The sequence below is a fragment of the Paenibacillus sp. FSL R5-0345 genome, assembly GCF_000758585.1.
Taxonomy (GTDB): Bacteria; Bacillota; Bacilli; order Paenibacillales; family Paenibacillaceae; genus Paenibacillus_AQ.
Genome location: NZ_CP009281.1, coordinates 6107558 through 6130163 on the forward strand (window position 1 = coordinate 6107558; position 22606 = coordinate 6130163).

Here is a 22606-nt window from a genome sequence, read left to right on the forward strand (position 1 = left end):
TCACCTACGCATTCAGTTTTGTGAAAATTTCCATGCCGTCCGGAGTAACTGCTACTGTATGCTCAAAGTGGGCACATAGTGAGCCATCAACCGTAACGACAGTCCAGTTATCTTCCAGCGTTCTGACATGTCTCTTCCCTACGTTTACCATCGGCTCAATCGCGAGTACCATACCCGGTTTCAGACGTGGTCCGCGGTCCGCTATGCCATAATTCGGAATTTGCGGTTCTTCATGCAGTTTTGCCCCAATGCCATGACCAACATACTCGCGTACGACTGAGAAACCAGCCTCTTCGATGTATTGTTGAATAGCATGGGAGATTGTAAACAAGCGCACATCCGGCTTGACTAACGCCAGTCCCGCGTACAAGGAGCCTTCCGTAACGTCCAGCAAACGCTGAGCTTCTTCGGAAATGCTGCCCACACCGTAGGTCCAGGCGGAATCACCGTGATAACCGCGGTATTCTGCACCGATATCCAGCGTTACTATATCGCCTTCGATCAGTTTGCGTTTACCTGGAAATCCATGCACTAATTGTTCGTTGACTGAAGCGCAAATGCTGGCAGGAAAACCGTTGTAGCCTTTGAAAGACGGCACAGCACCTTGACTGCGAATGTATTGATCGGCGATTCTGTCGAGCTCCCCCGTTGTAATGCCAGGCTCAATGGCTTCAGCAATTAGACGGTGACTCTCGGCAACAATACGACCAGCTTCCCTCATAAAGGCAAGTTCCTGTTCGGATTTACAAATGATCATTACATTAACCCCGCAATAAAGATACGATTTCAGAAGAAACGACATTGATTTCGTTTTCTCCATTTACCTGACGCAAAAGACCTTTATTATCATAAAACGCAAGCAGCGGCGCTGTCTTATTATCATACTCATCCAGACGCTTGCCTACACTTTCTTCGTTGTCATCCGGACGTTGATACAATTCACCGCCATCAATGTCGCAAATGCCATCTTGCTTCGGCGGGTTGAAGATTAAATGGTAGGATGCTCCGCAAACTGTACAAATGCGACGTCCAGTAAGACGTGCCATCAGTAGTCCACGGTCAACATTCAAGTTGATGACATGATCCAAAGAAGTGTTCAAACGGCTAAGAATTTCATCCAGCGCTTCCGCTTGCGAAAGAGTTCTTGGAAAACCATCCAATAGAAATCCTTTTTCGCAATCGGACTGCTGAAGCCGTTCTTCAACTATGCCAATGGTCACATCATCTGGTACAAGCAAACCTTGATCAATAAAGGATTTGGCCTTCAATCCAACTGGAGTCTCTTGTTTGATAGCCAAACGGAAAGCGTCTCCTGTCGAAATATGAGGAATTCCAAATTCTTTAATGATTTCAGCTGCTTGTGTTCCCTTGCCTGCCCCAGGAGGGCCCATGAATAATATGTTCACGATTTCTCTCTCCCCCCAAAAGTTCGCCACCAAGCAAGAAACAGCACAATAGGTGCCGGGAAGAATAAAATCTTAAGCTTCACCGGAACCTATCGCCTATTTATTGATGAAGCCTTTGTAATGGCGTTTGATCAATTGGCTCTCGATCTGCTTCATAGTATCCAATGCCACACCGATTACGATTAGCAGTGAGGTACCGCCAATTCGAACTTCTTTAGGCAATCCAGATAAAGCACCGAAGAACATCGGCAATACAGAGATCAAAGCCAGGAACAATGCGCCAGACATAGTCAGACGAGACATTACTCTAGTCAAATACTTCTCAGTAGCTTTACCAGGACGGATACCTGGAATGTAACCACCATTCTTCTTCATGTTATCAGCCATCTGTTGAGGATTCATCTGCACGAACGTATAGAAGAACGTGAACCCGATGATCATCACTACATACAGAAGCATACCAAGTGGTGCATCAGTTGCCAAATACTTAGCAATCCATTGAGCCCAGGCATGTGTTGACCAGAAACTGGAGAGAACAACTGGGAACTGAAGCAGTGATACGGCGAAGATAACCGGAATTACACCAGCCGCATTAATTTTCAGCGGAATGTGCGTATTCTGTCCACCGTACATCTTGTTGCCGACTACGCGTTTAGCGTATTGAACAGGAATCTTCCGAATACCTTGCTGTACGAAGATAACTGCTGTAATAATCGCTACAATCACAATCAGCACAATAACGACTTTAAGAATATTCAGGAACACTTGATCCGGCTGAATAAAGCTTGAGTTAGCCGTACTCGTGATATATCCCGGGATAGCGGCGACGATTCCCGCAAAAATCAGGATCGAAATCCCGTTCCCGATTCCCTTTTCGGTAATCTGTTCACCAAGCCACATCAGGAAAGAAGTACCAGCCGTCAAGATAATGGCAACCAGTAAGTAGTCAGCAAATGTCGCATTCGGCATCATTTGAGTTCCATAAATCCGGTTAAACCCTATCGACGTAGCAAAACCTTGGATCAGGGCCAAAATCACAGTACCATAACGAGTGATTTGCGCCAGTTGTTTTTTACCGTGCTCCCCTTGTTTAGCCCATTCAGCAAACTTAGGAACAACATCCATCGACAGCAATTGCACAATGATGGATGCTGTAATGTACGGATAAATACTGATCGCAAATATCGAGAAGTTTTTGAGCGCTCCGCCCGAGAAGGTGTTCAAAAGTCCCATCAAAGCGTCACCGCTCTGATTTGCTGTTTCCAGTACATCTTTGTTCACACCAGGAACCGGTACAAACGAACCGATACGGTAGATAATCAGAATGAACAAGGTAAACAGGATCTTTTTGCGCAAATCTTCCACATGCCAGATATTCTTAAGCGTCTTGAACATTAGATCACCTCGGTTTTACCGCCGGCAGCCTCGATTTTCTCTACCGCAGATTGAGAGAACTTATTTGCTTGTACAGTCAATTTAACGGTTAACTCACCATTGCCGAGAATCTTAATGCCGCTTTTGGAATTCTTGACAACACCAGTTTCAAGCAACAACTGCGGAGTCACTTCAGTTCCTTCTGCAAAGCTATTCAGATCTTCAAGGTTCACAATCGCGTACTCTTTACGGGTAGGATTAATGAAACCACGTTTAGGCAGACGACGATAGAGTGGATTTTGTCCACCCTCGAAGCCCGGACGAACACCACCGCCAGAACGTGAGTTTTGACCTTTGTGACCGCGACCGGAAGTTTTACCATTTCCGCTACTTGGACCACGACCAACGCGATTGCGTTCTTTTCGTGAACCAGGAGCCGGAGCAAGTTCATGTAACTTCATCGTTTGCACCTCCTTATGTTTGTTAATTTATGCGAGGCGTTTAGCCTTCAATTTCAGTTACAGATAGCAAGTGACTCACTTTATTGATCATTCCGCGAATTGCAGGACTGTCATTGTGAACCACTGTCGTGTTGAGTTTACGTAGGCCGAGCGTCTTAACAGTAACACGTTGTGTTTCTGGACGTCCGATTACACTACGTACGAGGGTAATTTGCAATTTTGCCATTGACGTTCCCCTCCTTAACCGCGCAATTCTTCGACAGATTTGCCGCGAAGTTTCGCGACCTCTTCAATGCGTTTCAGACGGGATAGTCCCTCCAAAGTTGCATTGACCATATTCATGGAATTCGAAGAACCCAGTGATTTTGTCAAAATGTCGCCAACGCCTGCCAATTCCAATACTGCACGAACTGGACCGCCAGCGATAACGCCAGTACCCTCTGATGCTGGTTTCAGCAACACACGTCCTGCGCCGAAGTGGCCAGTAACGAGATGGGGAATCGAAGTTCCTACGATTGGAATGTGAATCAGGTTTTTCTTGGCGTCTTCAATGCCTTTACGGATGGCATCCGGAACTTCGCCGGCTTTACCGATACCAGCACCGACGTAGCCATTGCCATCGCCCACAACAACGAGTGCACTAAAGCTGAAACGGCGTCCGCCTTTTACAACTTTTGCTACACGGTTAATGTGTACAACTCTTTCTGTCAGTTCTAAACTGTTCGGATCTACACGCAAGTCGTTAACCTCCTTTTAAGAATTATTCTAGAATTCAAGACCAGCTTCACGAGCTGCGTCAGCCAATGCTTGAATCCGTCCATGGTACAAGTAACCTCCGCGGTCGAATACGACCACTGCATAGCCTTTTTCTTTAGCGCGCTCAGCGACCAATTGGCCAACTTTTGCTGCAGCTTCAACGCTGCCGCCATTACCGATATTAGCGCTCAATTCTTTATCAAGAGTAGAAGCGGATACGATAGTAACCCCTTTAACATCATCGATCAGTTGAGCGTAGATGTGTTTCGAAGAACGGAACACGTTCAAACGTGGACGCTCAGTAGTACCCTGGATCTTTTTACGAACACGCAGGTGTCTTTTGAGACGAGCCTTGTTTTTATCTTCTTTTGTAATCATGACTTCCCTTTCACTCCCTTCAGTTTGCCGTAAACAGCTTCACTTTAAGATGCACGGGGTATCTTACAATTAAGTTTAAACTGGTTATTTCTTCTTACCAGCTTTACCTTCTTTGCGGATGATACGCTCGCCTTCATATTTGATACCTTTACCTTTATACGGTTCTGGTTCACGAACGGAACGAATTTTAGCAGCGTATGCGCCAACGCGTTCTTTATCGATACCTTTAACGATGATCTTCGTGTTCGCAGGAACTTCGAACTCGATACCTGCTTCCGGTGTAATTTCAACCGGATGGGAGTAACCAACGTTCAGAACGATTTTATCTCCGGATTTGCTTGCACGATATCCGACCCCAACCAATTCCAGAGATTTCGAGAAACCTTCAGTCACGCCTGCTACCATGTTGCTGACAACGGAGCGGGTTGTGCCGTGAAGTGAACGATGCAATTTGTTATCCGACGGACGAACAACGGTAATTTCGTTATTTTCAACTGTAACCTTCATGTCTTTATGAAGCTCACGAGTCAAAGAACCTTTTGGACCTTTTACTGTAATAACGGCGTTGTCCAAAGTGACATCTACACCGCTAGGTACTGCGATTGGTTTACGACCAATACGAGACATGTGTTGCACCTCCTTATCTTGTGACGTTTATTACCAAATGTAGCAGACAACTTCTCCGCCAGATTTTGATTGACGAGCTTCTTTGTCGGTCATAACTCCCTTAGATGTGGAGATAATCGCGATTCCAAGACCACCGAGTACACGAGGCACTTCATTGCTCTTCGTGTATACGCGAAGGCCTGGTTTACTGATTCTTTTCAAACCAGAAATAACACGCTCTTGGTTAGGGCCGTATTTCAAGAAGATACGGATAATCCCTTGTTTGCTATCTTCAACGAATTCCGCATCGCGGATGAAACCTTCACGCTTCAAAATGTCAGCGATTTGTTTCTTCATAGTAGAAGCAGGCATTTCTACCGTTTCGTGACGCACAATGTTAGCGTTACGAATACGAGTAAGCATATCTGCAATAGGATCAGACATAGTCATGTGTGTAAACCTCCTTCCCGTTTATAAACTTCTTACCAACTTGCTTTTTTCACGCCAGGGATCTGGCCTTTATAAGCTAATTCACGGAAACAAATTCTGCAAATTTTGAACTTTTGCAGTACCGAATGTGGACGACCACAACGTTCGCAACGTGTATATGCACGTACTTTAAACTTAGGCGTACGTTGTTGTTTAACTTTCATCGAAGTTTTTGCCACTTAGCCTGACACCTCCTAAACATTTTCGGAGAAAATGGATTAACCGACTTTATTTTGCGAAAGGCATTCCCAGCTGACCCAGCAGCTCGCGGGATTCCTCGTCCGTCTTAGCAGTAGTTACAATAACGATGTCCATACCGCGGACTTTATCCACTTTGTCATATTCGATCTCCGGGAAGATCAATTGTTCTTTAAGACCAAGTGTGTAGTTACCACGGCCGTCAAAGGCTTTAGTGGAAACACCACGGAAGTCACGTACGCGTGGAAGCGTTACGTTGAACAATTTGTCCAAGAAGTAATACATACGCTCACCGCGTAGTGTTACTTTAACCCCAATCGGCATATTTTCGCGTAGTTTGAAACCAGCGATGGATTTTTTAGCTTTAGTGATTACTGGTTTTTGACCAGCGATCAACTGCATGTCATTAACTGCAGCATCAAGTACTTTGGAGTTTTGAACAGCGTCACCCACACCCATGTTGATGACAACCTTCTCGATCTTAGGCACTTGCATAACAGTTGTATAGTTAAACTTCTGCATCAAAGCAGGTGTTATTTCATTGAGATAACGTTCTTTCATTCTTGCTGCCATGAAGATTTAACCTCCTTTCTTAAGGGCTAGATTAGTCGATAATCTCTCCGGATCTTTTTGCAATCCGAACTTTTTTACCGTTGTCCAATACTTTGTAACCGATACGTGTTACTTTGCCGGTCTTCGGATCGATGTGCATTACGTTGGACACATGAATCGAAGCTTCCTGCTCAATAATTCCACCCTGTGGATTCAGCTGGTTCGGCTTTTGGTGTTTCTTCACCATATTGACGCCTTCTACCAGAACGCGGTTTTCACGAGGATAAGCAGCGATGACACGGCCTTTTTTGCCTTTGTCTTTACCACTAATCACAAGCACCACATCATCTTTCTTCACGTGCAGTTTATTGTTATGGGATTCCAGAACTTTTTTCACTCTAGGCATTTATTACACCTCCTATAACTAACCTTCAACTTATTGGTGCTCGTGTTTATTAGATTACTTCCGGTGCCAAGGAAACGATCTTCATGTAGTCTTTATCGCGAAGTTCGCGAGCAACTGGTCCAAAGATACGTGTTCCACGAGGGCTTCTGTCGTCTTTAACAACAACAGCTGCATTTTCGTCGAATGCGATGTAAGATCCATCTTTACGACGAACGGAACGTTTCGTACGAACAACTACCGCTCTAACAACATCACCTTTTTTGACAACGCCGCCTGGTGTTGCTTGTTTTACGGAACAAACGATCAAATCACCGATTGCTGCTGTACGGCGTCCAGTACCACCCAGTACGCGGATACACATCAGTTCCTTCGCACCAGAGTTGTCAGCCACATGCAAACGTGTAAATGGTTGAATCATTATAATTTCCTCCTTCCGGAAAAACTCTTTTGATTATCTTAGATGATAACCGCTTTTTCAACCACTTCAACTAGTCTCCAACGTTTGTCCTTGGACAACGGACGAGTTTCCATGACTTTTACGGTATCGCCAATTTTTGCAACGTTTTCCTCATCATGTGCTTTGAATTTCTTCGTAGACTTGATGCGTTTGTGGTACAAGTTGTGTTTCTTATAGGTTTCAACAGCGACTACGATGGTTTTATCCATTTTATCACTGACCACTTTACCGATTAGCACTTTACGTGCATTACGTTCTTCGCTCATTAGTTAGCCTCCTTCCTGAATACGGATCTGAGATCCGTCTCACTTAACTAATCCCAAGCACTCTTTGATGGATCACGGTTTTAGCACGAGCTATTTCCTTACGCACGTCACGAATCCGAGTCGGGTTGTCCAGTTGGCCTGTTGCCAATTGAAAACGGAGATTAAAAAGTTCCTCTTTGAATCCAGCGATCTTTTGTTCAATCTCAGCAGTGGTTAAGTTGCGAAGTTCATTAGCTTTCATTTGCTTCACCACCCAATTCTTCACGTTTCACAAACTTAGTCTTAACAGGCAGCTTGTGAGCGGCAAGACGCATCGCTTCACGAGCGATTTCTTCCGACACGCCTCCGAGTTCGAACATAATCTTGCCCGGTTTAACTACGGCTACCCATTTCTCAACGTTACCTTTACCACTACCCATACGAACCTCGAGAGGCTTTTGAGTAATAGGCTTATCTGGGAAAATCTTGATCCAAACTTGACCGCCACGTTTGATATAACGTGTCATCGCGATACGAGCAGCTTCGATCTGACGGTTAGTGATCCAAGACGGTTCCATTGCAACTAGGCCGAATTCGCCGAAGTTCAATTCAGTACCGCCTTTTGCCATACCCTTCATGTGTCCGCGTTGTTGCTTGCGGTGTTTTACGCGTTTTGGTACCAACATGATTAGTTGCCTCCTTCCTGAGCAGCTTGTTTCTTAGCTGGGGGAAGAACTTCTCCACGGTAGATCCATACTTTTACGCCGATAAGACCGTAAGTTGTATGTGCTTCAGCCGTTCCGTAATCGATATCGGCACGAAGCGTATGAAGTGGAACTGTTCCTTCGCTATAACCTTCTGAACGAGCGATCTCGGCTCCGCCAAGACGTCCGCCTACTTGAGTTTTAATCCCTTTTGCGCCAGAACGCATAGTTCTTTGAATCGCTTGTTTGAGTGCACGACGGAACGATACACGACGTTCCAATTGTTGAGCAATGCTCTCAGCTACAAGAATTGCATCCAATTCAGGGTGCTTGATTTCATTGATGTTGATGTGTACTTTTTTGCCACCAGCGATTGCTGTAACTGCGCTGCGAAGTACTTCTACTTCTGCTCCGCCCTTACCAATAACCATACCTGGTTTAGCAGTATGAATTGTAACGTTCACTCGGCTAGCCGCTCTTTCGATCTCGATATGGGAAACAGCGGAATCCTTCAACTTACCTTTAAGGTATTCCCGGATTTTGACGTCTTCCATCAGAAGAGTACCGAAATCTTTTCCTGCATACCATTTAGATTCCCAATCGCGAATAATACCGATTCGGAGTCCGATTGGATTTACCTTTTGACCCACGTGTTATCCCTCCTTATTTCTCAGATACCACCAGTGTAATGTGGCTCGTGCGTTTATTGATCCGACTTGCGCGGCCCATGGCGCGCGGACGGAAACGTTTCATAGTAGGTCCTTGGTTAACGAAAACCTCGCTAACGAACAAACTGTTCACGTCCAAAGAATAGTTATGCTCAGCATTCGCAATTGCCGAATTAAGCAACTTCTCAACGACCGGAGAAGCGGATTTCGGAGTGTGGCGAAGAATTGCAATTGCTTCCCCCACTTGCTTACCACGAATCAAGTCAACAACCAGTTTCGCTTTACGAGCGGAAATCCGCACCGATCTTGCATGTGCTTTTGCTTCCATTGTTTAACCTCCTTTCAAACAGAGACCTTATTATTATCTTCTTGTTTTCTTATCGTCACCCGCGTGGCCTTTGTAAGTACGTGTTGGCGCGAACTCGCCCAACTTGTGACCTACCATATCTTCTGTTACGTATACAGGCACGTGTTTACGGCCGTCATATACACCAAACGTATGTCCGATAAACTGAGGGAAAATGGTTGAGCGACGGGACCAAGTTTTAACTACAACCTTTTTCTCAGCCTCGTTCAGTTCCTCAACTTTTTTAAGCAGGTAGCCATCGATAAACGGCCCCTTCTTTAAACTGCGACCCATGTGTGAATCCTCCCTTCATCCGGTTCTTCAAACCGCGAATCGACGCTTCGCGCTTTATTAACTTGCCAGAAGCGTCTTATTTAGTGCGGCGGCGAACGATATATTTATCAGATGCCTTGTTTTTCTTACGCGTTTTGTAACCAAGGGTTGGTTTGCCCCATGGAGACATAGGCGATTTACGTCCGATTGGAGCGCGGCCTTCACCACCACCGTGTGGGTGATCGTTAGGGTTCATTACTACACCGCGAACTTCAGGGCGACGGCCCAGCCAGCGACTACGTCCAGCTTTACCGATTTTGATCAATTCGTGATCTTCGTTACCTACGGAACCGATAGTTGCACGGCATACGCTAAGGATCTTGCGAACCTCACCGGATGACAAACGAACGGAACAGTATTTTTCTTCTTTACCAAGCAATTGAGCTTCTGTACCAGCAGCACGAACCAATTGTCCGCCTTTACCTGGTTTCAACTCGATGTTGTGGATAACTGTACCCACTGGAATGTTTTCCAGTGCAAGTGTGTTACCAATTTTAATGTCGGCTGTTGGGCCGGACTCTACTTTATCCCCAACTTTTAGGCCTTTAGGAGCGATGATATAACGTTTCTCTCCATCAGCATAGTGGATCAAAGCAATATTAGATGTACGGTTCGGGTCATACTCGATTGTAGCAACGCTACCTGGTATGCCGTCTTTAGTACGCTTGAAGTCAATAATACGGTATTTACGTTTGTGTCCGCCGCCATGGTGACGAACCGTAATTTTACCTTGGTTGTTGCGTCCCGCATGTTTGAACAGCGGAGAAAGCAACGATTTCTCTGGCTGGTTTGTTGTGATTTCTTCAAACGTAGACACAGACATGTGTCGTCTTGCCGGAGAGGTCGGTTTGTACTTTTTGATTGGCACTATAGTTTCCTCCTTACTTTAAGAGTATTATTCTACCGCTTCAAAAAATTCAAGCGGTTTGCTGTCCGGGCTAAGCTTAACGATGGCTTTTTTCCACTCTGGAGTGTAACCAGAATATTTACCATAACGTTTCAATTTGCCAGGTACGCGCATTGTGTTCACATTAGTTACTTTTACTTTGAAAATAGCCTCGACAGCTTTTTTGATTTCGGTTTTGTTAGCACGGATATCCACTTCAAAAGCGTATTTCATTTCGCTCATGTAGTCGGAAGTACGTTCCGTAATCACCGGACGTTTGATAATATCACGAGGATCTTTCATTACGCGAACACCTCCTCTACCTTCAGAACTGCTTCTTTAGTGATGATCAGTTTGTCGTACGTTAGTACGTCAAGAACATTAATGCCGTCAGCCGCTACGAATTTCACCCCAGGGATGTTACGAGCGGAAAGCGCTACGTTATCATCATAGCTAGTTGCTACGATCAACGCTTTACGATCTACTTTCAGGTTGTTCAAGATTGCCGCGAATTCTTTCGTCTTCGGAGCATTCATTGTCAAGCTATCCAATACGATAATGTCATTCTCGAGTACTTTCGAGGACAAAGCGGATTTGATGGCCAAACGACGAACCTTCTTAGGCAGTTTCCAGGAATAGCTACGTGGTGTTGGTCCGAAGACAACGCCGCCACCTTTCCATTGTGGAGAACGAATGGAGCCTTGACGAGCGCGACCTGTACCTTTTTGTTTCCAAGGTTTACGTCCACCGCCACGAACTTCAGAACGTCCTTTTACTTTGTGTGTACCACGACGCAGGGAAGCTCTTTGCATAAGCGCAGCTTCATGTAGAACGTGCTCATTCGGTTCAATACCGAATACTGTATCGCTCAGTTCCACTTCACCAACTTCGTTGCCACTAATATTAAAAAGTGTTACTTTTGGCATTTCATGTTCCTCCTTTCTTCAGTAATTATTTCTTAACGGTTTGTTTAACTTTCACGAAGCTGTTTTTAGGACCTGGGATAGCGCCTTTTACCAGCAATACGTTACGTTCAACATCAACCTTGATAATTTCAAGCTTTTGAACCGTAATAGTCGTGTGACCCATATGTCCTGGAAGGCGTTTGCCCTTAGGAACACGGTTAGCTTGGATAGAACCCATGGAACCTGGTCTTCTGTGGTAACGCGATCCGTGTGCCATTGGTCCGCGGCTTTGTCCCCAACGTTTGATGTTACCTTGGAAACCTTTACCTTTAGATGTACCAGTTACGTCAACAAATTCGCCCTCAGCAAAAATATCAGCTTTCAGTTCTTGTCCAACCTCGAGAGACCCGAGGTCAACACCGCGAATTTCACGAACGTAGCGCTTAGGTGTTGCATTTGCCTTTTTGGCGTGACCCTGTTCAGGCTTATTGGAGCGTTTTTCTTTTTTATCAGAAAAGCCCAATTGCACTGCTTCATATCCGTCGATATTCAGGTCTTTCTTTTGCAGTACTACACAAGGTCCTGCTTCGATAACAGTAACAGGAATTACGTTACCTTCTGGAGTAAACACTTGAGTCATACCGAGTTTTTTTCCTAAGATACCTTTCAATGTTGACACCTCTTTTCTTTTCCTAAGTTGCTAAAAATGAATTACAATTTGATTTCGATATCTACACCGGACGGTAGATCCAAGCGCATCAAGGCATCCACAGTTTGTGGTGTTGGGTTCACAATATCGATCAAACGTTTGTGAGTCCGTTGCTCAAACTGTTCACGGGAATCCTTGTACTTGTGTACCGCACGGAGAATAGTAATGATTTGCTTCTCAGTTGGTAACGGAATCGGCCCGGATACACCTGCACCCGAACGTTTTGCTGTTTCAACAATCTTCTCAGCGGATTGATCAAGAATTCTGTGGTCGTATGCTTTCAAGCGAATACGAATTTTTTGCTTTGCCATTTTAGTCCCTCCTTCTATCGCCCAATTTGGTATCGGACATACTCCGTGAAAATTTTCTGACCTCGTCCCCATGGCAAAGGGGCCGGGTGTGTCAGTAACCTCTCACATCATCGCAACGTCTCAGAACAACATTTATTATTATATATAATAGGCGGCAGTATTGCAAGCTAAAATAACAAAACAACGCATATTTTTTTCATACGTTGTTTTGTTTCTATTATATAGGTTAGAGATTCTCAGTTGCAGACTTGAAAAACTCAGCTGACTCCGCTGTCTGCGCTGTTGCTGTACCTATTCCTTCTATAGTCTGAATCAATGTCCTTATTTCTTCTTCTACTACAACTATCTCCTGTGTGCTACTGCTCATTGCCTCTACAATATCGGAAAACAAAAGACTAGTCTCAAGAGATTGATGCTTTCCACTTTTGGTTAGCTCTTGCACCTTACGTATCTCATCAACAACCTGTTGTGTGAGACTGCCCGATTTATTAGTTAGCTCCGCGATCTGAATTACAGTATTCTTCGTATCTTCTGCCAACCGACTAACTTCTTGGGCAACTACACTAAACCCTCTACCGTGCTCTCCGGCTCTAGCAGCTTCTATTGTTGCATTAAGAGAAAGGATTTTAGTTTGATCAGCTATATCTTTCACTGAGTTTACGATTTTTTGTATTTGTTTAGAGGAATTGCTTAATTCATAAATGGAGTGTTCCATCTCACTAGTGCTTTGATAAATAAGGTTAATCTGTCCTGTTAAGCTATCCAAATGTTCATGTCCATCTGTAGCCAGCCCCTGTGACTCTACAGAGGATCTAGCTGTACGTTGGAATGTTCTACTTACTTCATTACTACTGGCTACTAGCTGCTTCACAGCGGCATTTGTATCGATGCTAAAATCTATTAATTCGCTGCTAAATTCAGCAATTTTCTGCTTTAATTCATTTTTAACCAATAAGTACTGTTGTTCTTTTTCTTTGACGTTCTCTTTCTCGTATTCCTCTAAAACAAGTTGTTGCTCGAGGTTTAGCAGCTTGGTCACAGTCTGAACTACTTGTAGGCGTGCTTTGTCATCATTGGTTTCTTTATAGATAACTTGTATAAATACGTTCTGAAGATTTTGAAAAGCGGATAAGTACCATTTCGGCTCAAGTCCGACCCTTTTATGAATATTAGCAATCTTCAAGCGCTTTGCTATGTATTCATCATCAACTTTGCCATCAAAAATTTCAATGATATGCTCTCGGAGCGTTGTTTTCAATCTCTCGATGCTGCTATGCTTCAAAATTATGGCCTCAAGCTTATTAACACCTAACACCGAATTGTAAAATTGATCAGTAATGTAGTCTATATTCTGTTCAACAATAGGCTTCACCCTACGCAATAAATTCAAATCTGATTCAGTTAGATCAATCATCTTCATTTGTTCATTGAGCTCGCCATGACCTTCAATAGTATGAAATAAAAACTCAGTAGGCTTGCTCTGATCCTTGATATCTAAGGAATGAGAGGCAGGAGAATCCACATTGTTATTACGTGCAGTTAGCGCATGCATGAAGGAAAAAGGACATTTCCCCATATTACCACTCTCCCTTAATTCCTATATTTTTACATTATTAATCCTCCTTCATTTTACTCTATGATTAGTATAATTGTAAACAATTGATTGATGTATTTTGACGAATTATGTAGAAAGAACTCATATTAATACGTTTTATTTATCATTAAATGTCGAAAAATATATTATGATTTTCTGAACACAAAAAGCCCCGGATTCTCCGCAAGAAGAATCCGGGGCACTATGATTCAGAGTCTACCCGCAGATAGAATCTAATTTATTTTTGGATGGAAGCTACGCTACCTGCTCCAACTGTACGGCCACCTTCGCGAATGGAGAATTTAGTACCTTCTTCAATAGCGATAGGGGAGATCAAAGCAACAGTTACAGTGATGTTATCACCAGGCATAACCATTTCAGTACCTTCTGGCAAGTTGATGATGCCAGTTACGTCAGTTGTACGGAAGTAGAACTGTGGACGGTAACCAGTGAAGAATGGTTTGTGACGTCCGCCTTCTTCTTTAGTCAAAACGTAGATTTGAGCAGTGAACTCAGTGTGTGGTTTAACAGAGTTCGGTTTAGCCAATACTTGGCCACGCTCGATCATAGTACGGTCTACACCACGAAGCAAAGCTCCGATGTTGTCGCCCGCTTGAGCGGAATCCAGCAATTTACGGAACATTTCTACGCCCGTAACTACGGATTTCTTAGTTTCTTCGTGAATACCAACGATTTCGATTTCTTCTCCGACTTTAACTGTTCCGCGTTCTACGCGACCAGTTGCCACAGTACCGCGGCCAGTGATGGAGAATACATCTTCGACAGGCATCAAGAATGGTTTGTCAGTTTGACGCTCTGGAAGTGGAATGTACTCGTCGATTGTTTCGAACATTTCAACAATCTTCTTAGCATATTCACCATCTGGGTTTTGAAGAGCTTCACGAGCAGAACCACGAATGATTGGAGTGTCGTCGCCTGGGAAGTCATACTCGCTCAGCAAGTCACGAACTTCCATTTCAACCAATTCCAACAACTCTTCGTCTTCAACCATGTCGCATTTGTTCAAGAAAACAACGATGTATGGAACACCTACTTGACGGGACAACAGGATGTGCTCGCGAGTTTGTGGCATAGGGCCATCAGCTGCGGATACAACCAGGATAGCTCCGTCCATTTGCGCTGCGCCAGTGATCATGTTTTTAACATAGTCGGCGTGACCAGGGCAGTCTACGTGAGCGTAGTGACGGTTAGGAGTTTCATATTCAACGTGGGAAGTGGAGATTGTGATACCACGTTCGCGCTCTTCAGGAGCTTTGTCGATTTGATCGAATGCGATAGCTGCGCCACCGTAAGTTTTGGACAATACAGTAGTGATTGCAGCAGTCAGAGTCGTTTTACCATGGTCGACGTGACCAATAGTACCGATGTTAACGTGCGGTTTGTTACGTTCAAACTTTGCCTTTGCCATTTGAACAGTTCCTCCTTAATGTGGGGTTCCTTATATTTGAGCCGTCCGCCTATATGTTTATCTTAGATGACTGAGTGTTTATACCCGGACGGCAAGTTAAAACTAGTAATTATTCTACGCCTTTGTTCTTAGCAGCGATCTCTTCCGCAATGGATTTAGGAACTTCTTCATAGTGAGAAAGCTCCATTGAGAATACGCCACGTCCTTGAGTACCAGAACGTAGAGTTGTAGAGTATCCGAACATTTCGGAAAGAGGCACCTTAGCACGGATAATTTGCGCTCCACCACGGGAATCCATACCTTCGATACGGCCACGGCGGGAGTTCAGCATACCCATAACATCACCCATATATTCCTCAGGAACAGTTACTTCTACTTTCATGATTGGCTCAAGCAGGACAGGTTTACACTTGTCTTTAGCTGCTTTAAGTGCCATCGAGCCGGCAATTTTAAATGCCATTTCGTTGGAATCGACATCATGGTAAGAACCATCAACGATGGTAGCTTTAACGTCTACAAGCGGGAAGCCTGCAAGTACGCCGTTTTTCATTTGTTCTTCGATACCCGCAAGTGCAGGAGCGATGTACTCTCTAGGAACCGAGCCACCAACAACTTTACTTTCGAATTTGCTACCAGTACCTGGCTCGAGGGGTTCAAATTCAACCCATACGTGACCGTATTGACCACGACCACCAGATTGGCGTACAAATTTACCTTCGACGCGAGCAGGTGCCTTGAACGTTTCGCGGTAAGCAACCTGTGGTTTACCCACATTGGTTTCTACTTTGAACTCACGACGCATACGGTCGATGATGATGTCCAAGTGAAGTTCACCCATACCAGCCAGGATAGTTTGGCCTGTTTCTTCATCAGTATGAGCACGAAGAGTTGGATCCTCTTCAGTCAATTTACCGAGAGCAACGCCCAATTTATCTTGGTCAGCTTTTGTTTTTGGTTCAACAGCGATTTCGATAACCGGATCAGGGAAGTTCATTGATTCCAGAATTACTGGATGCTTCTCATCACACAGTGTATCACCTGTACTGGTGTCTTTCAAACCAACTGCTGCAGCGATGTCGCCAGAATACACGATGGAAATCTCTTGACGGCTGTTAGCATGCATTTGAAGAATACGACCAATACGTTCACGCTTGTTCTTAGTAGCGTTAACTACGTAAGATCCGGACTCTAGAATACCAGAGTATACACGGAAGAACGTAAGTTTACCTACATAAGGGTCAGTCATGATTTTAAATGCCAAAGCTGCAAACGGTTCTTCATCCGAAGAATGACGAACTGCTTCAGTTCCATCATCAAGATGTCCAGTGATAGCTGGAACGTCAAGAGGAGATGGCAAGTAATCAACAACTGCATCCAGCATAAGCTGAATTCCTTTGTTACGGTAGGAGGATCCAACAATTACAGGGAACAATTTAACTTCAACTACGCCTTTGCGCAGTGCAGCTTTAATTTCCGGAACTGTAATTTCTTCGCCTTCCAGGTACTTCATAGTCAGATCTTCATCAAGTTCAGCAACTTTCTCGATCAACTCGAGACGCAGTTCCTCAACTTTGGCCAAATATTCTTCCGGAATATCCGTTACTTCGATGTTTTGGCCTAGATCATCTCTAAACATGTGTGCTTTTTGCTCAACAAGGTCGATAATACCAGTGAAATCACTTTCAGCACCAATTGGCAATTGAATAGCAACTGCATTGGCTTGAAGACGATCACGCATAGTTTCGATTACGTTAAGGAAATCCGCACCGATAATGTCCATTTTGTTCACATATGCAATACGTGGAACGTTATAACGGTCAGCCTGTCTCCATACGGTTTCAGACTGAGGTTCTACGCCCTCTTTTGCACTAAATACACCTACTGCCCCATCCAATACACGCAGGGAACGTTCAACTTCAACAGTGAAGTCAACGTGTCCTGGGGTATCAATGATATTGATGCGGTGACCTTTCCACGCAGCAGTGGTAGCAGCGGACGTAATCGTGATTCCGCGCTCTTGTTCTTGCTCCATCCAGTCCATTGTAGCAGCACCTTCGTGAACTTCACCGATTTTGTGCGTACGGCCTGTATAGAAAAGAATCCGCTCTGTGGTAGTTGTTTTACCAGCATCAATATGCGCCATGATCCCGATGTTACGTGTATTTTTTAAGGAGAACTCTCTAGCCATGAAATGGATCTCCCTTCAAAATATAAGTTATTTGAATGACCTTAATCCTACCAACGGTAGTGAGCGAACGCTTTGTTTGCTTCAGCCATTTTGTGTGTATCTTCGCGTTTCTTAACAGAAGCGCCTGTGTTGTTGGAAGCGTCGATGATCTCAGCCGCCAAACGCTCTTCCATCGTCTTCTCACCGCGGTTGCGAGAGTAGTTTACGAGCCAACGTAATCCCAGAGCAGTACGTCTCTCTGGTTTAACCTCGATAGGTACTTGATAGTTAGCACCACCGACACGACGAGCTTTGACTTCCAAAACCGGCATGATATTCTTGATGGCAGCTTCGAAAACTTCCATCGGATCTTTACCCGTACGTTCTTCAATCAACTTGAATGAATTGTACAGAATGCTTTGAGCGACACCTCTTTTACCACCCAGCATAATGCGGTTAATCAAACGAGTAACCAACTTGCTATTATACAACGGATCTGGCAATACGTCTCTCTTAGTAACTGGACCTTTGCGTGGCATGGATATCCCCCTTTCTTAAATGTTTATTATTCTAGTACTTTTTCTTATTTCTTAGCCTTAGGACGTTTAGCACCGTACTTAGAACGAGCTTGCATCCGGTTAGCTACACCTGCTGTATCCAATGCACCACGAACGATATGGTAACGAACCCCTGCAAGGTCCTTTACTTTACCTCCGCGAAGTAATACAACACTGTGCTCTTGTAAGTTATGTCCGATACCCGGGATATAAGCTGTTACCTCGAGACGGTTCGTCAAACGAACACGGGCATATTTACGAAGCGCTGAGTTTGGTTTACGTGGAGTCATTGTACCAACACGAGTGCACACACCGCGTTTTTGCGGAGCGCTCAAATTTGTAGCCTCACGCTTGAGGGCGTTATACCCTTTTTGAAGAGCGGGAGATTTAGATTTTTCGATTTTGGCTTGACGGCCTTTACGAACCAATTGGTTAATTGTTGGCATGTTGTTGCCACCCCCTTCCTGAAATGATAGCCGATTTAAGAACTCTAAGCCCACAGACCCAGGCGGTTCATAAAAAGACAAATGAAAAGTTCTTGCCGCTGGAGTTCACTCCAGTACAAAAACATTTCCGTAGCTATTGTTTTAAGACGGCTGCCATCGCAGCGCCAACTTCTATTCCGCAGGCCTTGCCCAAATTCAGCATCGTATCCACATATGTGATCTTAACACCTTGTTTGTTACAAAGCATAACTATCCTGGAAGTAAGCCTTTGATCTCCGTCCTCTGCCACATAGACTTCTGCGGCTTGGCCCAACTCTACCGCCTTGACGGTTTGTTTGGTACCGATCTTGACCTGAGCATCCTGTAGTCCTCTATCATCAGTCATAATCATTACCTCCAATGAACAAGGATAACATGGCTACTCACGCACCTTAGACATTTTAGCATTATCAATAGATGGTGTCAAGAAATTCAGCAATAATTTTTATGAATATTGTACACAGCAGATATTCGTGTCACACCTATGAATAGGTATGACACGAGTACACTACCATGGTTGCTAATTTATTCAGCAGGAACCGTCTCTAAAGATTCAAGCGCGCTTTCTGCATTTGGATCACTTAGTTTAACATTACGGTAACGATTCATACCAGTACCGGCAGGAATCAACTTACCGATAATAACATTTTCTTTGAGTCCAAGCAACTTATCTACTTTGCCTTTGATAGCAGCATCTGTTAAGACGCGAGTAGTTTCTTGGAAAGACGCTGCTGACAAGAAGGAATCTGTCTCAAGAGACGCCTTGGTTATACCGAGCAAGACTGGTTTAGCAACTGCAGGCTCTTTACCAGACAAGATGGCTTCCTTGTTAGCACCTTCATATTCATGAATATCCGCAAACGCGCCTGGTAACAGACTTGTGTCACCTGCATCAATGATACGGATCTTCCGAAGCATTTGTTTGATCATAACTTCAATGTGCTTATCATTGATCTCAACGCCCTGGTTACGATATACACGCTGAACTTCTTGCAGAATGTAGTTTTGTACCCCACGGATCCCTTTGATTCGCAGCATTTCTTTAGGGTCAATCGAACCGTCTGTCAACTCATCGCCGGCTTCAATTTCTTGGCCTTCGCTGACACGTAGACGTGATCCATAAGTAATGGAATAAGTCTTGGATTCTGCTTCACCTTGAACTTCGATTTCACGACGATCCTTAGTTTCACGGATTTCCTTGATTACACCATCGATCTCACTGATTGTAGCCTGACCTTTAGGGTTACGGGCTTCAAACAACTCTTGAATACGCGGCAAACCTTGCGTGATGTCATCACCGGCAACACCGCCGGTATGGAACGTACGCATGGTAAGCTGGGTTCCTGGTTCACCGATAGATTGTGCAGCGATAATACCAACCGCTTCACCGATCTCAACGTGTTTACCAGTTGCCAAGTTACGACCGTAACATTTCTTACAAACACCATGACGAGCACGGCAGCTTAGTACAGAGCGGATTTGTAGCTTAGTTACACCAGCGTCTACGATTGCTTCCGCTTTATCGGAGTCAATCAAATCGTTGCGGTGAACAATGATTTCGCCTGTTTCTGGATGACGAACAGTCTCGAAGCAGTAGCGACCTTCAATACGGTCATACAGATCCTCAATAACCTCTTTACCATCCTGAATTCGACTAACTGTAAATCCTTTGTCCGTTCCACAATCTTCCTCACGGACGATAACGTCCTGAGCTACGTCAACGAGACGACGAGTCAAGTAACCGGAGTCAGCAGTACGAAGTGCGGTATCGGCAAGACCTTTACGCGCTCCGTGAGTGGAGATAAAGTACTCCAAGACCGTAAGACCTTCACGGAAGTTCGCTTTAATTGGTAATTCGAAAATCCGACCCGAAGGTGTTGCCATCAGACCACGCATACCACCCAGCTGGGTAATCTGCGATTTGTTACCCCGCGCTTTGGAGTCAACCATGAGCATGATAGAGTTGAAACGGTCCATCGATTTAAGCAGGATGTTCGTAAGATCATCCTTCGTCTTCGACCAGATCTCAATAACACGGTCGTACCGTTCGTCATTGGTGATCAGACCACGGCGATATTGGTTTGCTACCACATCAACCTTAGCTTCGGACTCTTTCAAGATCGTAACTTTTTCCTCAGGCACTATAACATCCGACACGGCAACTGTAACACCAGAACGTGTGGAGTAAGTGAAGCCGAGTTGTTTAATTTTATCCAAAATCATAGAGGTTTTGGTTGTATGATAAGTTTCAAAACAACGAGCGATAATCAGACCCAGATATTCTTTACCTACAGCGCTGGCTTCAGGAGCGGATTCAATCAACTCGCGAATGTCTGCGCCTTTTTCGTAGATGAAGTATTTTTCTGGCGTGCCTTGCAGCAAGTTAGTCTTTGTCGCCTCATTGATATAAGGGAAACTACTTGGGTAAATTTCGTTAAAGATAATCTTACCGATCGTAGTAATCAACATTGCACCTTGTTGTTTTTCCGTAAAACAAGTTTTGCCTAGTGCCTTAACTGGAATAGCTACACGAGCATGGAGACCTGCAGTTCCGCGTTGGTAAGCTGATACAGCTTCATTTACGGTACGCAGAATCATACCTGAACCCTTTTCTTCCTTGTTGTCCATGGTCAGGTAAAAAGTACCAAGGACCATATCCTGGGAAGGTGTTACAACTGGTTTTCCGTCTTTAGGGTTCAAGATATTACCGGATGCAAGCATGAGAATACGTGCTTCCGCTTGAGCTTCTGCTGACAGAGGAACGTGCACCGCCATTTGGTCACCGTCAAAGTCGGCGTTGTAAGCCGTACATACGAGTGGGTGAAGACGAATAGCATGACCTTCCACCAAAATCGGTTCAAAAGCTTGAATACCGAGACGGTGAAGTGTTGGTGCGCGGTTTAGAAGTACTGGGTGCTCTCTGATTACTTCTTCAAGTACATCCCATACTTCAGGACTTACACGCTCAACTTTACGTTTCGCGCTCTTTATGTTGTGGGCTAGGCCCTTGTTAACCAATTCTTTCATAACGAAAGGCTTGAACAATTCTAGCGCCATTTTCTTAGGAAGTCCGCACTGATACATCTTCAGGTACGGTCCTACAACGATAACGGAACGTCCAGAGTAGTCAACCCGTTTACCGAGCAAGTTCTGACGGAAACGTCCTTGTTTACCCTTCAGCATATGGCTGAGTGATTTAAGTGGACGGTTACCAGGACCCGTTACAGGACGTCCTCTACGGCCGTTATCGATGAGAGCATCGACAGCTTCCTGTAGCATCCGTTTCTCGTTCTGCACGATAATGTCAGGAGCACCAAGATCAAGCAGTCTTTTCAGACGGTTGTTCCGGTTAATAACACGACGATACAGATCGTTCAAATCAGACGTAGCAAAACGGCCACCATCCAATTGAACCATCGGACGAAGTTCCGGAGGAATAACCGGTAGTACATCCATGATCATCCAATCAGGTTTGTTGCCTGAGTTACGGAATGCTTCAATAACTTCCAGACGTTTGATCGCCCGGTTACGACGTTGGCCTTGAGCCGTACGCAGTTCTTCTTTGAGGAATTCCAGTTCTTTCTCAATGTCGATGTCTTGAAGAAGCTTCTTAACAGCTTCAGCACCCATGCCGGCTTGGAAACCGTAACCGTATTTTTCACGGTAGCTACGATATTCTTTTTCGGACAAAAGTTGTTTCTTTTCCAATGGTGTTTCACCTGGATCAGTTACAACATAAGAAGCGAAGTAGATAATCTCTTCAAGAGATCTTGGAGACATATCTAGTGCCAAGCCCATACGGCTTGGGATACCTTTGAAGTACCAGATATGAGATACCGGAGCAGCCAATTCAATGTGACCCATACGTTCACGACGAACTTTAGCACGAGTAACTTCAACGCCACAACGGTCGCAGACTACGCCCTTATAACGGACACGTTTGTATTTACCGCAATGACATTCCCAGTCTTTTTGCGGTCCAAAGATACGCTCGCAGAAAAGACCCTCTTTTTCCGGTTTCAATGTACGATAGTTAATGGTTTCCGGTTTCTTAACTTCTCCGCGGGACCATGAACGAATCTTCTCCGGAGAAGCGAGTCCGATTTTCATAAATTCAAAATTGTTAACGTCCAACAAGGAGCAACCCTCCTTAACCTAATCCTGATTTAGTACCGCTTTGCCCT

31 protein-coding genes are annotated in these 22606 nt (G+C 44.6%); all 31 read right to left on the reverse strand.

What is annotated here, in order from left to right:
• Positions 1-4 precede the first annotated feature (4 nt).
• Positions 5-757 (reverse strand): type I methionyl aminopeptidase, encoded by a 753-nt coding sequence (gene map / locus R50345_RS27040; RefSeq protein WP_042131216.1) that lies wholly within the window; start codon positions 755-757, stop codon positions 5-7.
• A gap of 4 nt (positions 758-761) precedes the next feature.
• Positions 762-1406, reverse strand: coding sequence for an adenylate kinase (locus R50345_RS27045; RefSeq protein WP_042131217.1), 645 nt, complete (start codon positions 1404-1406; stop codon positions 762-764).
• A gap of 96 nt (positions 1407-1502) precedes the next feature.
• Positions 1503-2801, reverse strand: a complete 1299-nt coding sequence (gene secY, locus R50345_RS27050; protein WP_042131218.1) for a preprotein translocase subunit SecY — start codon at positions 2799-2801, stop codon at positions 1503-1505.
• A complete protein-coding gene (gene rplO / locus R50345_RS27055; protein WP_042131219.1) occupies positions 2801-3241 on the reverse strand; it encodes a 50S ribosomal protein L15 in 441 nt (146 codons plus the stop codon). The genes secY and rplO overlap by 1 nt, the downstream gene beginning before the upstream one ends.
• Before the next feature lie 40 nt (positions 3242-3281).
• On the reverse strand, positions 3282-3467 hold the full coding sequence (gene rpmD / locus R50345_RS27060; protein ID WP_036680567.1) for a 50S ribosomal protein L30: 186 nt from the start codon (positions 3465-3467) through the stop codon (positions 3282-3284).
• A gap of 14 nt (positions 3468-3481) precedes the next feature.
• Positions 3482-3979, reverse strand: coding sequence for a 30S ribosomal protein S5 (gene rpsE / locus R50345_RS27065; protein WP_036652980.1), 498 nt, complete (start codon positions 3977-3979; stop codon positions 3482-3484).
• Between the two features lie 27 nt (positions 3980-4006).
• Positions 4007-4375: a 50S ribosomal protein L18 gene (rplR, locus tag R50345_RS27070; protein WP_042131220.1), complete on the reverse strand. Its 369-nt coding sequence runs from the start codon at positions 4373-4375 to the stop codon at positions 4007-4009.
• Between the two features lie 84 nt (positions 4376-4459).
• Positions 4460-5002, reverse strand: coding sequence for a 50S ribosomal protein L6 (rplF, locus tag R50345_RS27075; RefSeq protein WP_042131221.1), 543 nt, complete (start codon positions 5000-5002; stop codon positions 4460-4462).
• Between the two features lie 30 nt (positions 5003-5032).
• Positions 5033-5431 carry a 30S ribosomal protein S8 gene (rpsH, locus tag R50345_RS27080; protein ID WP_036680560.1) on the reverse strand — a complete coding sequence of 133 codons (399 nt, stop codon included), beginning with the start codon at positions 5429-5431 and terminating at the stop codon, positions 5033-5035.
• A gap of 32 nt (positions 5432-5463) precedes the next feature.
• Positions 5464-5649 carry a type Z 30S ribosomal protein S14 gene (locus tag R50345_RS27085; protein WP_013312154.1) on the reverse strand — a complete coding sequence of 62 codons (186 nt, stop codon included), beginning with the start codon at positions 5647-5649 and terminating at the stop codon, positions 5464-5466.
• A 49-nt stretch (positions 5650-5698) separates the two neighbouring features.
• Positions 5699-6241: a 50S ribosomal protein L5 gene (rplE, locus tag R50345_RS27090; RefSeq protein ID WP_042131222.1), complete on the reverse strand. Its 543-nt coding sequence runs from the start codon at positions 6239-6241 to the stop codon at positions 5699-5701.
• 31 nt (positions 6242-6272) lie between these two features.
• Entirely contained in the window at positions 6273-6626 is a 354-nt protein-coding gene (gene rplX / locus R50345_RS27095; RefSeq protein ID WP_076099615.1) for a 50S ribosomal protein L24, read from the reverse strand.
• 49 nt (positions 6627-6675) lie between these two features.
• Positions 6676-7044: a 50S ribosomal protein L14 gene (rplN, locus tag R50345_RS27100; protein WP_036680556.1), complete on the reverse strand. Its 369-nt coding sequence runs from the start codon at positions 7042-7044 to the stop codon at positions 6676-6678.
• A gap of 38 nt (positions 7045-7082) precedes the next feature.
• Complete coding sequence (gene rpsQ, locus R50345_RS27105; protein WP_042131223.1) at positions 7083-7349, reverse strand: 30S ribosomal protein S17; 267 nt, start codon at positions 7347-7349, stop codon at positions 7083-7085.
• A 43-nt stretch (positions 7350-7392) separates the two neighbouring features.
• On the reverse strand, positions 7393-7590 hold the full coding sequence (gene rpmC, locus R50345_RS27110) for a 50S ribosomal protein L29 (protein WP_019908232.1): 198 nt from the start codon (positions 7588-7590) through the stop codon (positions 7393-7395).
• Positions 7580-8014 (reverse strand): 50S ribosomal protein L16, encoded by a 435-nt coding sequence (gene rplP / locus R50345_RS27115; RefSeq protein WP_042131224.1) that lies wholly within the window; start codon positions 8012-8014, stop codon positions 7580-7582. The genes rpmC and rplP overlap by 11 nt, the downstream gene beginning before the upstream one ends.
• A gap of 2 nt (positions 8015-8016) precedes the next feature.
• The gene (gene rpsC / locus R50345_RS27120) at positions 8017-8682 is read right to left on the reverse strand and encodes a 30S ribosomal protein S3 (RefSeq protein ID WP_038573452.1); all 666 of its coding nucleotides are present in this window, start codon (positions 8680-8682) and stop codon (positions 8017-8019) included.
• 13 nt (positions 8683-8695) lie between these two features.
• On the reverse strand, positions 8696-9028 hold the full coding sequence (gene rplV / locus R50345_RS27125; RefSeq protein WP_036680546.1) for a 50S ribosomal protein L22: 333 nt from the start codon (positions 9026-9028) through the stop codon (positions 8696-8698).
• Positions 9029-9061: 33 nt separating this feature from the next.
• A complete protein-coding gene (gene rpsS, locus R50345_RS27130) occupies positions 9062-9340 on the reverse strand; it encodes a 30S ribosomal protein S19 (protein WP_036652940.1) in 279 nt (92 codons plus the stop codon).
• Positions 9341-9416: 76 nt separating this feature from the next.
• Entirely contained in the window at positions 9417-10247 is an 831-nt protein-coding gene (rplB, locus tag R50345_RS27135; RefSeq protein ID WP_042131225.1) for a 50S ribosomal protein L2, read from the reverse strand.
• Positions 10248-10274: 27 nt separating this feature from the next.
• Positions 10275-10568 (reverse strand): 50S ribosomal protein L23, encoded by a 294-nt coding sequence (gene rplW / locus R50345_RS27140; protein WP_036680537.1) that lies wholly within the window; start codon positions 10566-10568, stop codon positions 10275-10277.
• On the reverse strand, positions 10568-11191 hold the full coding sequence (gene rplD, locus R50345_RS27145) for a 50S ribosomal protein L4 (RefSeq protein ID WP_036680536.1): 624 nt from the start codon (positions 11189-11191) through the stop codon (positions 10568-10570). Before rplD ends, rplW begins: the two co-directional genes overlap by 1 nt.
• Before the next feature lie 25 nt (positions 11192-11216).
• The gene (gene rplC, locus R50345_RS27150; RefSeq protein ID WP_036680532.1) at positions 11217-11840 is read right to left on the reverse strand and encodes a 50S ribosomal protein L3; all 624 of its coding nucleotides are present in this window, start codon (positions 11838-11840) and stop codon (positions 11217-11219) included.
• Between the two features lie 41 nt (positions 11841-11881).
• Positions 11882-12190 (reverse strand): 30S ribosomal protein S10, encoded by a 309-nt coding sequence (gene rpsJ, locus R50345_RS27155; protein WP_017692074.1) that lies wholly within the window; start codon positions 12188-12190, stop codon positions 11882-11884.
• Positions 12191-12416: 226 nt separating this feature from the next.
• A complete protein-coding gene (locus R50345_RS27160; RefSeq protein WP_042131226.1) occupies positions 12417-13766 on the reverse strand; it encodes a globin-coupled sensor protein in 1350 nt (449 codons plus the stop codon).
• Positions 13767-14022: 256 nt separating this feature from the next.
• On the reverse strand, positions 14023-15213 hold the full coding sequence (tuf, locus tag R50345_RS27165) for an elongation factor Tu (protein ID WP_042131227.1): 1191 nt from the start codon (positions 15211-15213) through the stop codon (positions 14023-14025).
• Positions 15214-15322: 109 nt separating this feature from the next.
• Positions 15323-17401: an elongation factor G gene (gene fusA / locus R50345_RS27170; RefSeq protein ID WP_042131228.1), complete on the reverse strand. Its 2079-nt coding sequence runs from the start codon at positions 17399-17401 to the stop codon at positions 15323-15325.
• A gap of 47 nt (positions 17402-17448) precedes the next feature.
• Entirely contained in the window at positions 17449-17919 is a 471-nt protein-coding gene (gene rpsG / locus R50345_RS27175) for a 30S ribosomal protein S7 (RefSeq protein WP_036680520.1), read from the reverse strand.
• Positions 17920-17963: 44 nt separating this feature from the next.
• Positions 17964-18383 carry a 30S ribosomal protein S12 gene (gene rpsL / locus R50345_RS27180; RefSeq protein WP_036680518.1) on the reverse strand — a complete coding sequence of 140 codons (420 nt, stop codon included), beginning with the start codon at positions 18381-18383 and terminating at the stop codon, positions 17964-17966.
• A gap of 133 nt (positions 18384-18516) precedes the next feature.
• A complete protein-coding gene (locus tag R50345_RS27185; RefSeq protein WP_042131229.1) occupies positions 18517-18768 on the reverse strand; it encodes a ribosomal L7Ae/L30e/S12e/Gadd45 family protein in 252 nt (83 codons plus the stop codon).
• Between the two features lie 179 nt (positions 18769-18947).
• Positions 18948-22559 (reverse strand): DNA-directed RNA polymerase subunit beta', encoded by a 3612-nt coding sequence (gene rpoC / locus R50345_RS27190; protein WP_042131230.1) that lies wholly within the window; start codon positions 22557-22559, stop codon positions 18948-18950.
• Positions 22560-22606 lie beyond the last annotated feature (47 nt).

Coding starts and splice junctions, on each gene's coding strand:
- map (WP_042131216.1), bottom strand. CDS start 757: ATGATCATTTGTAAATCCGAACAGGAACTTGCCTTTATGAGGGAAGCT.
- secY (WP_042131218.1), bottom strand. CDS start 2,801: ATGTTCAAGACGCTTAAGAATATCTGGCATGTGGAAGATTTGCGCAAA.
- rplO (WP_042131219.1), bottom strand. CDS start 3,241: ATGAAGTTACATGAACTTGCTCCGGCTCCTGGTTCACGAAAAGAACGC.
- rpmD (WP_036680567.1), bottom strand. CDS start 3,467: ATGGCAAAATTGCAAATTACCCTCGTACGTAGTGTAATCGGACGTCCA.
- rplR (WP_042131220.1), bottom strand. CDS start 4,375: ATGATTACAAAAGAAGATAAAAACAAGGCTCGTCTCAAAAGACACCTG.
- rplF (WP_042131221.1), bottom strand. CDS start 5,002: ATGTCTCGTATTGGTCGTAAACCAATCGCAGTACCTAGCGGTGTAGAT.
- rpsH (WP_036680560.1), bottom strand. CDS start 5,431: ATGACTATGTCTGATCCTATTGCAGATATGCTTACTCGTATTCGTAAC.
- rplE (WP_042131222.1), bottom strand. CDS start 6,241: ATGGCAGCAAGAATGAAAGAACGTTATCTCAATGAAATAACACCTGCT.
- rplX (WP_076099615.1), bottom strand. CDS start 6,626: ATGCCTAGAGTGAAAAAAGTTCTGGAATCCCATAACAATAAACTGCAC.
- rplN (WP_036680556.1), bottom strand. CDS start 7,044: ATGATTCAACCATTTACACGTTTGCATGTGGCTGACAACTCTGGTGCG.
- rpsQ (WP_042131223.1), bottom strand. CDS start 7,349: ATGAGCGAAGAACGTAATGCACGTAAAGTGCTAATCGGTAAAGTGGTC.
- rpmC (WP_019908232.1), bottom strand. CDS start 7,590: ATGAAAGCTAATGAACTTCGCAACTTAACCACTGCTGAGATTGAACAA.
- rplP (WP_042131224.1), bottom strand. CDS start 8,014: ATGTTGGTACCAAAACGCGTAAAACACCGCAAGCAACAACGCGGACAC.
- rplV (WP_036680546.1), bottom strand. CDS start 9,028: ATGGAAGCAAAAGCACATGCAAGATCGGTGCGGATTTCCGCTCGTAAA.
- rpsS (WP_036652940.1), bottom strand. CDS start 9,340: ATGGGTCGCAGTTTAAAGAAGGGGCCGTTTATCGATGGCTACCTGCTT.
- rplW (WP_036680537.1), bottom strand. CDS start 10,568: ATGAAAGATCCTCGTGATATTATCAAACGTCCGGTGATTACGGAACGT.
- rplD (WP_036680536.1), bottom strand. CDS start 11,191: ATGCCAAAAGTAACACTTTTTAATATTAGTGGCAACGAAGTTGGTGAA.
- rpsJ (WP_017692074.1), bottom strand. CDS start 12,190: ATGGCAAAGCAAAAAATTCGTATTCGCTTGAAAGCATACGACCACAGA.
- R50345_RS27160 (WP_042131226.1), bottom strand. CDS start 13,766: ATGGGGAAATGTCCTTTTTCCTTCATGCATGCGCTAACTGCACGTAAT.
- tuf (WP_042131227.1), bottom strand. CDS start 15,213: ATGGCAAAGGCAAAGTTTGAACGTAACAAACCGCACGTTAACATCGGT.
- fusA (WP_042131228.1), bottom strand. CDS start 17,401: ATGGCTAGAGAGTTCTCCTTAAAAAATACACGTAACATCGGGATCATG.
- rpsG (WP_036680520.1), bottom strand. CDS start 17,919: ATGCCACGCAAAGGTCCAGTTACTAAGAGAGACGTATTGCCAGATCCG.
- rpsL (WP_036680518.1), bottom strand. CDS start 18,383: ATGCCAACAATTAACCAATTGGTTCGTAAAGGCCGTCAAGCCAAAATC.
- R50345_RS27185 (WP_042131229.1), bottom strand. CDS start 18,768: ATGACTGATGATAGAGGACTACAGGATGCTCAGGTCAAGATCGGTACC.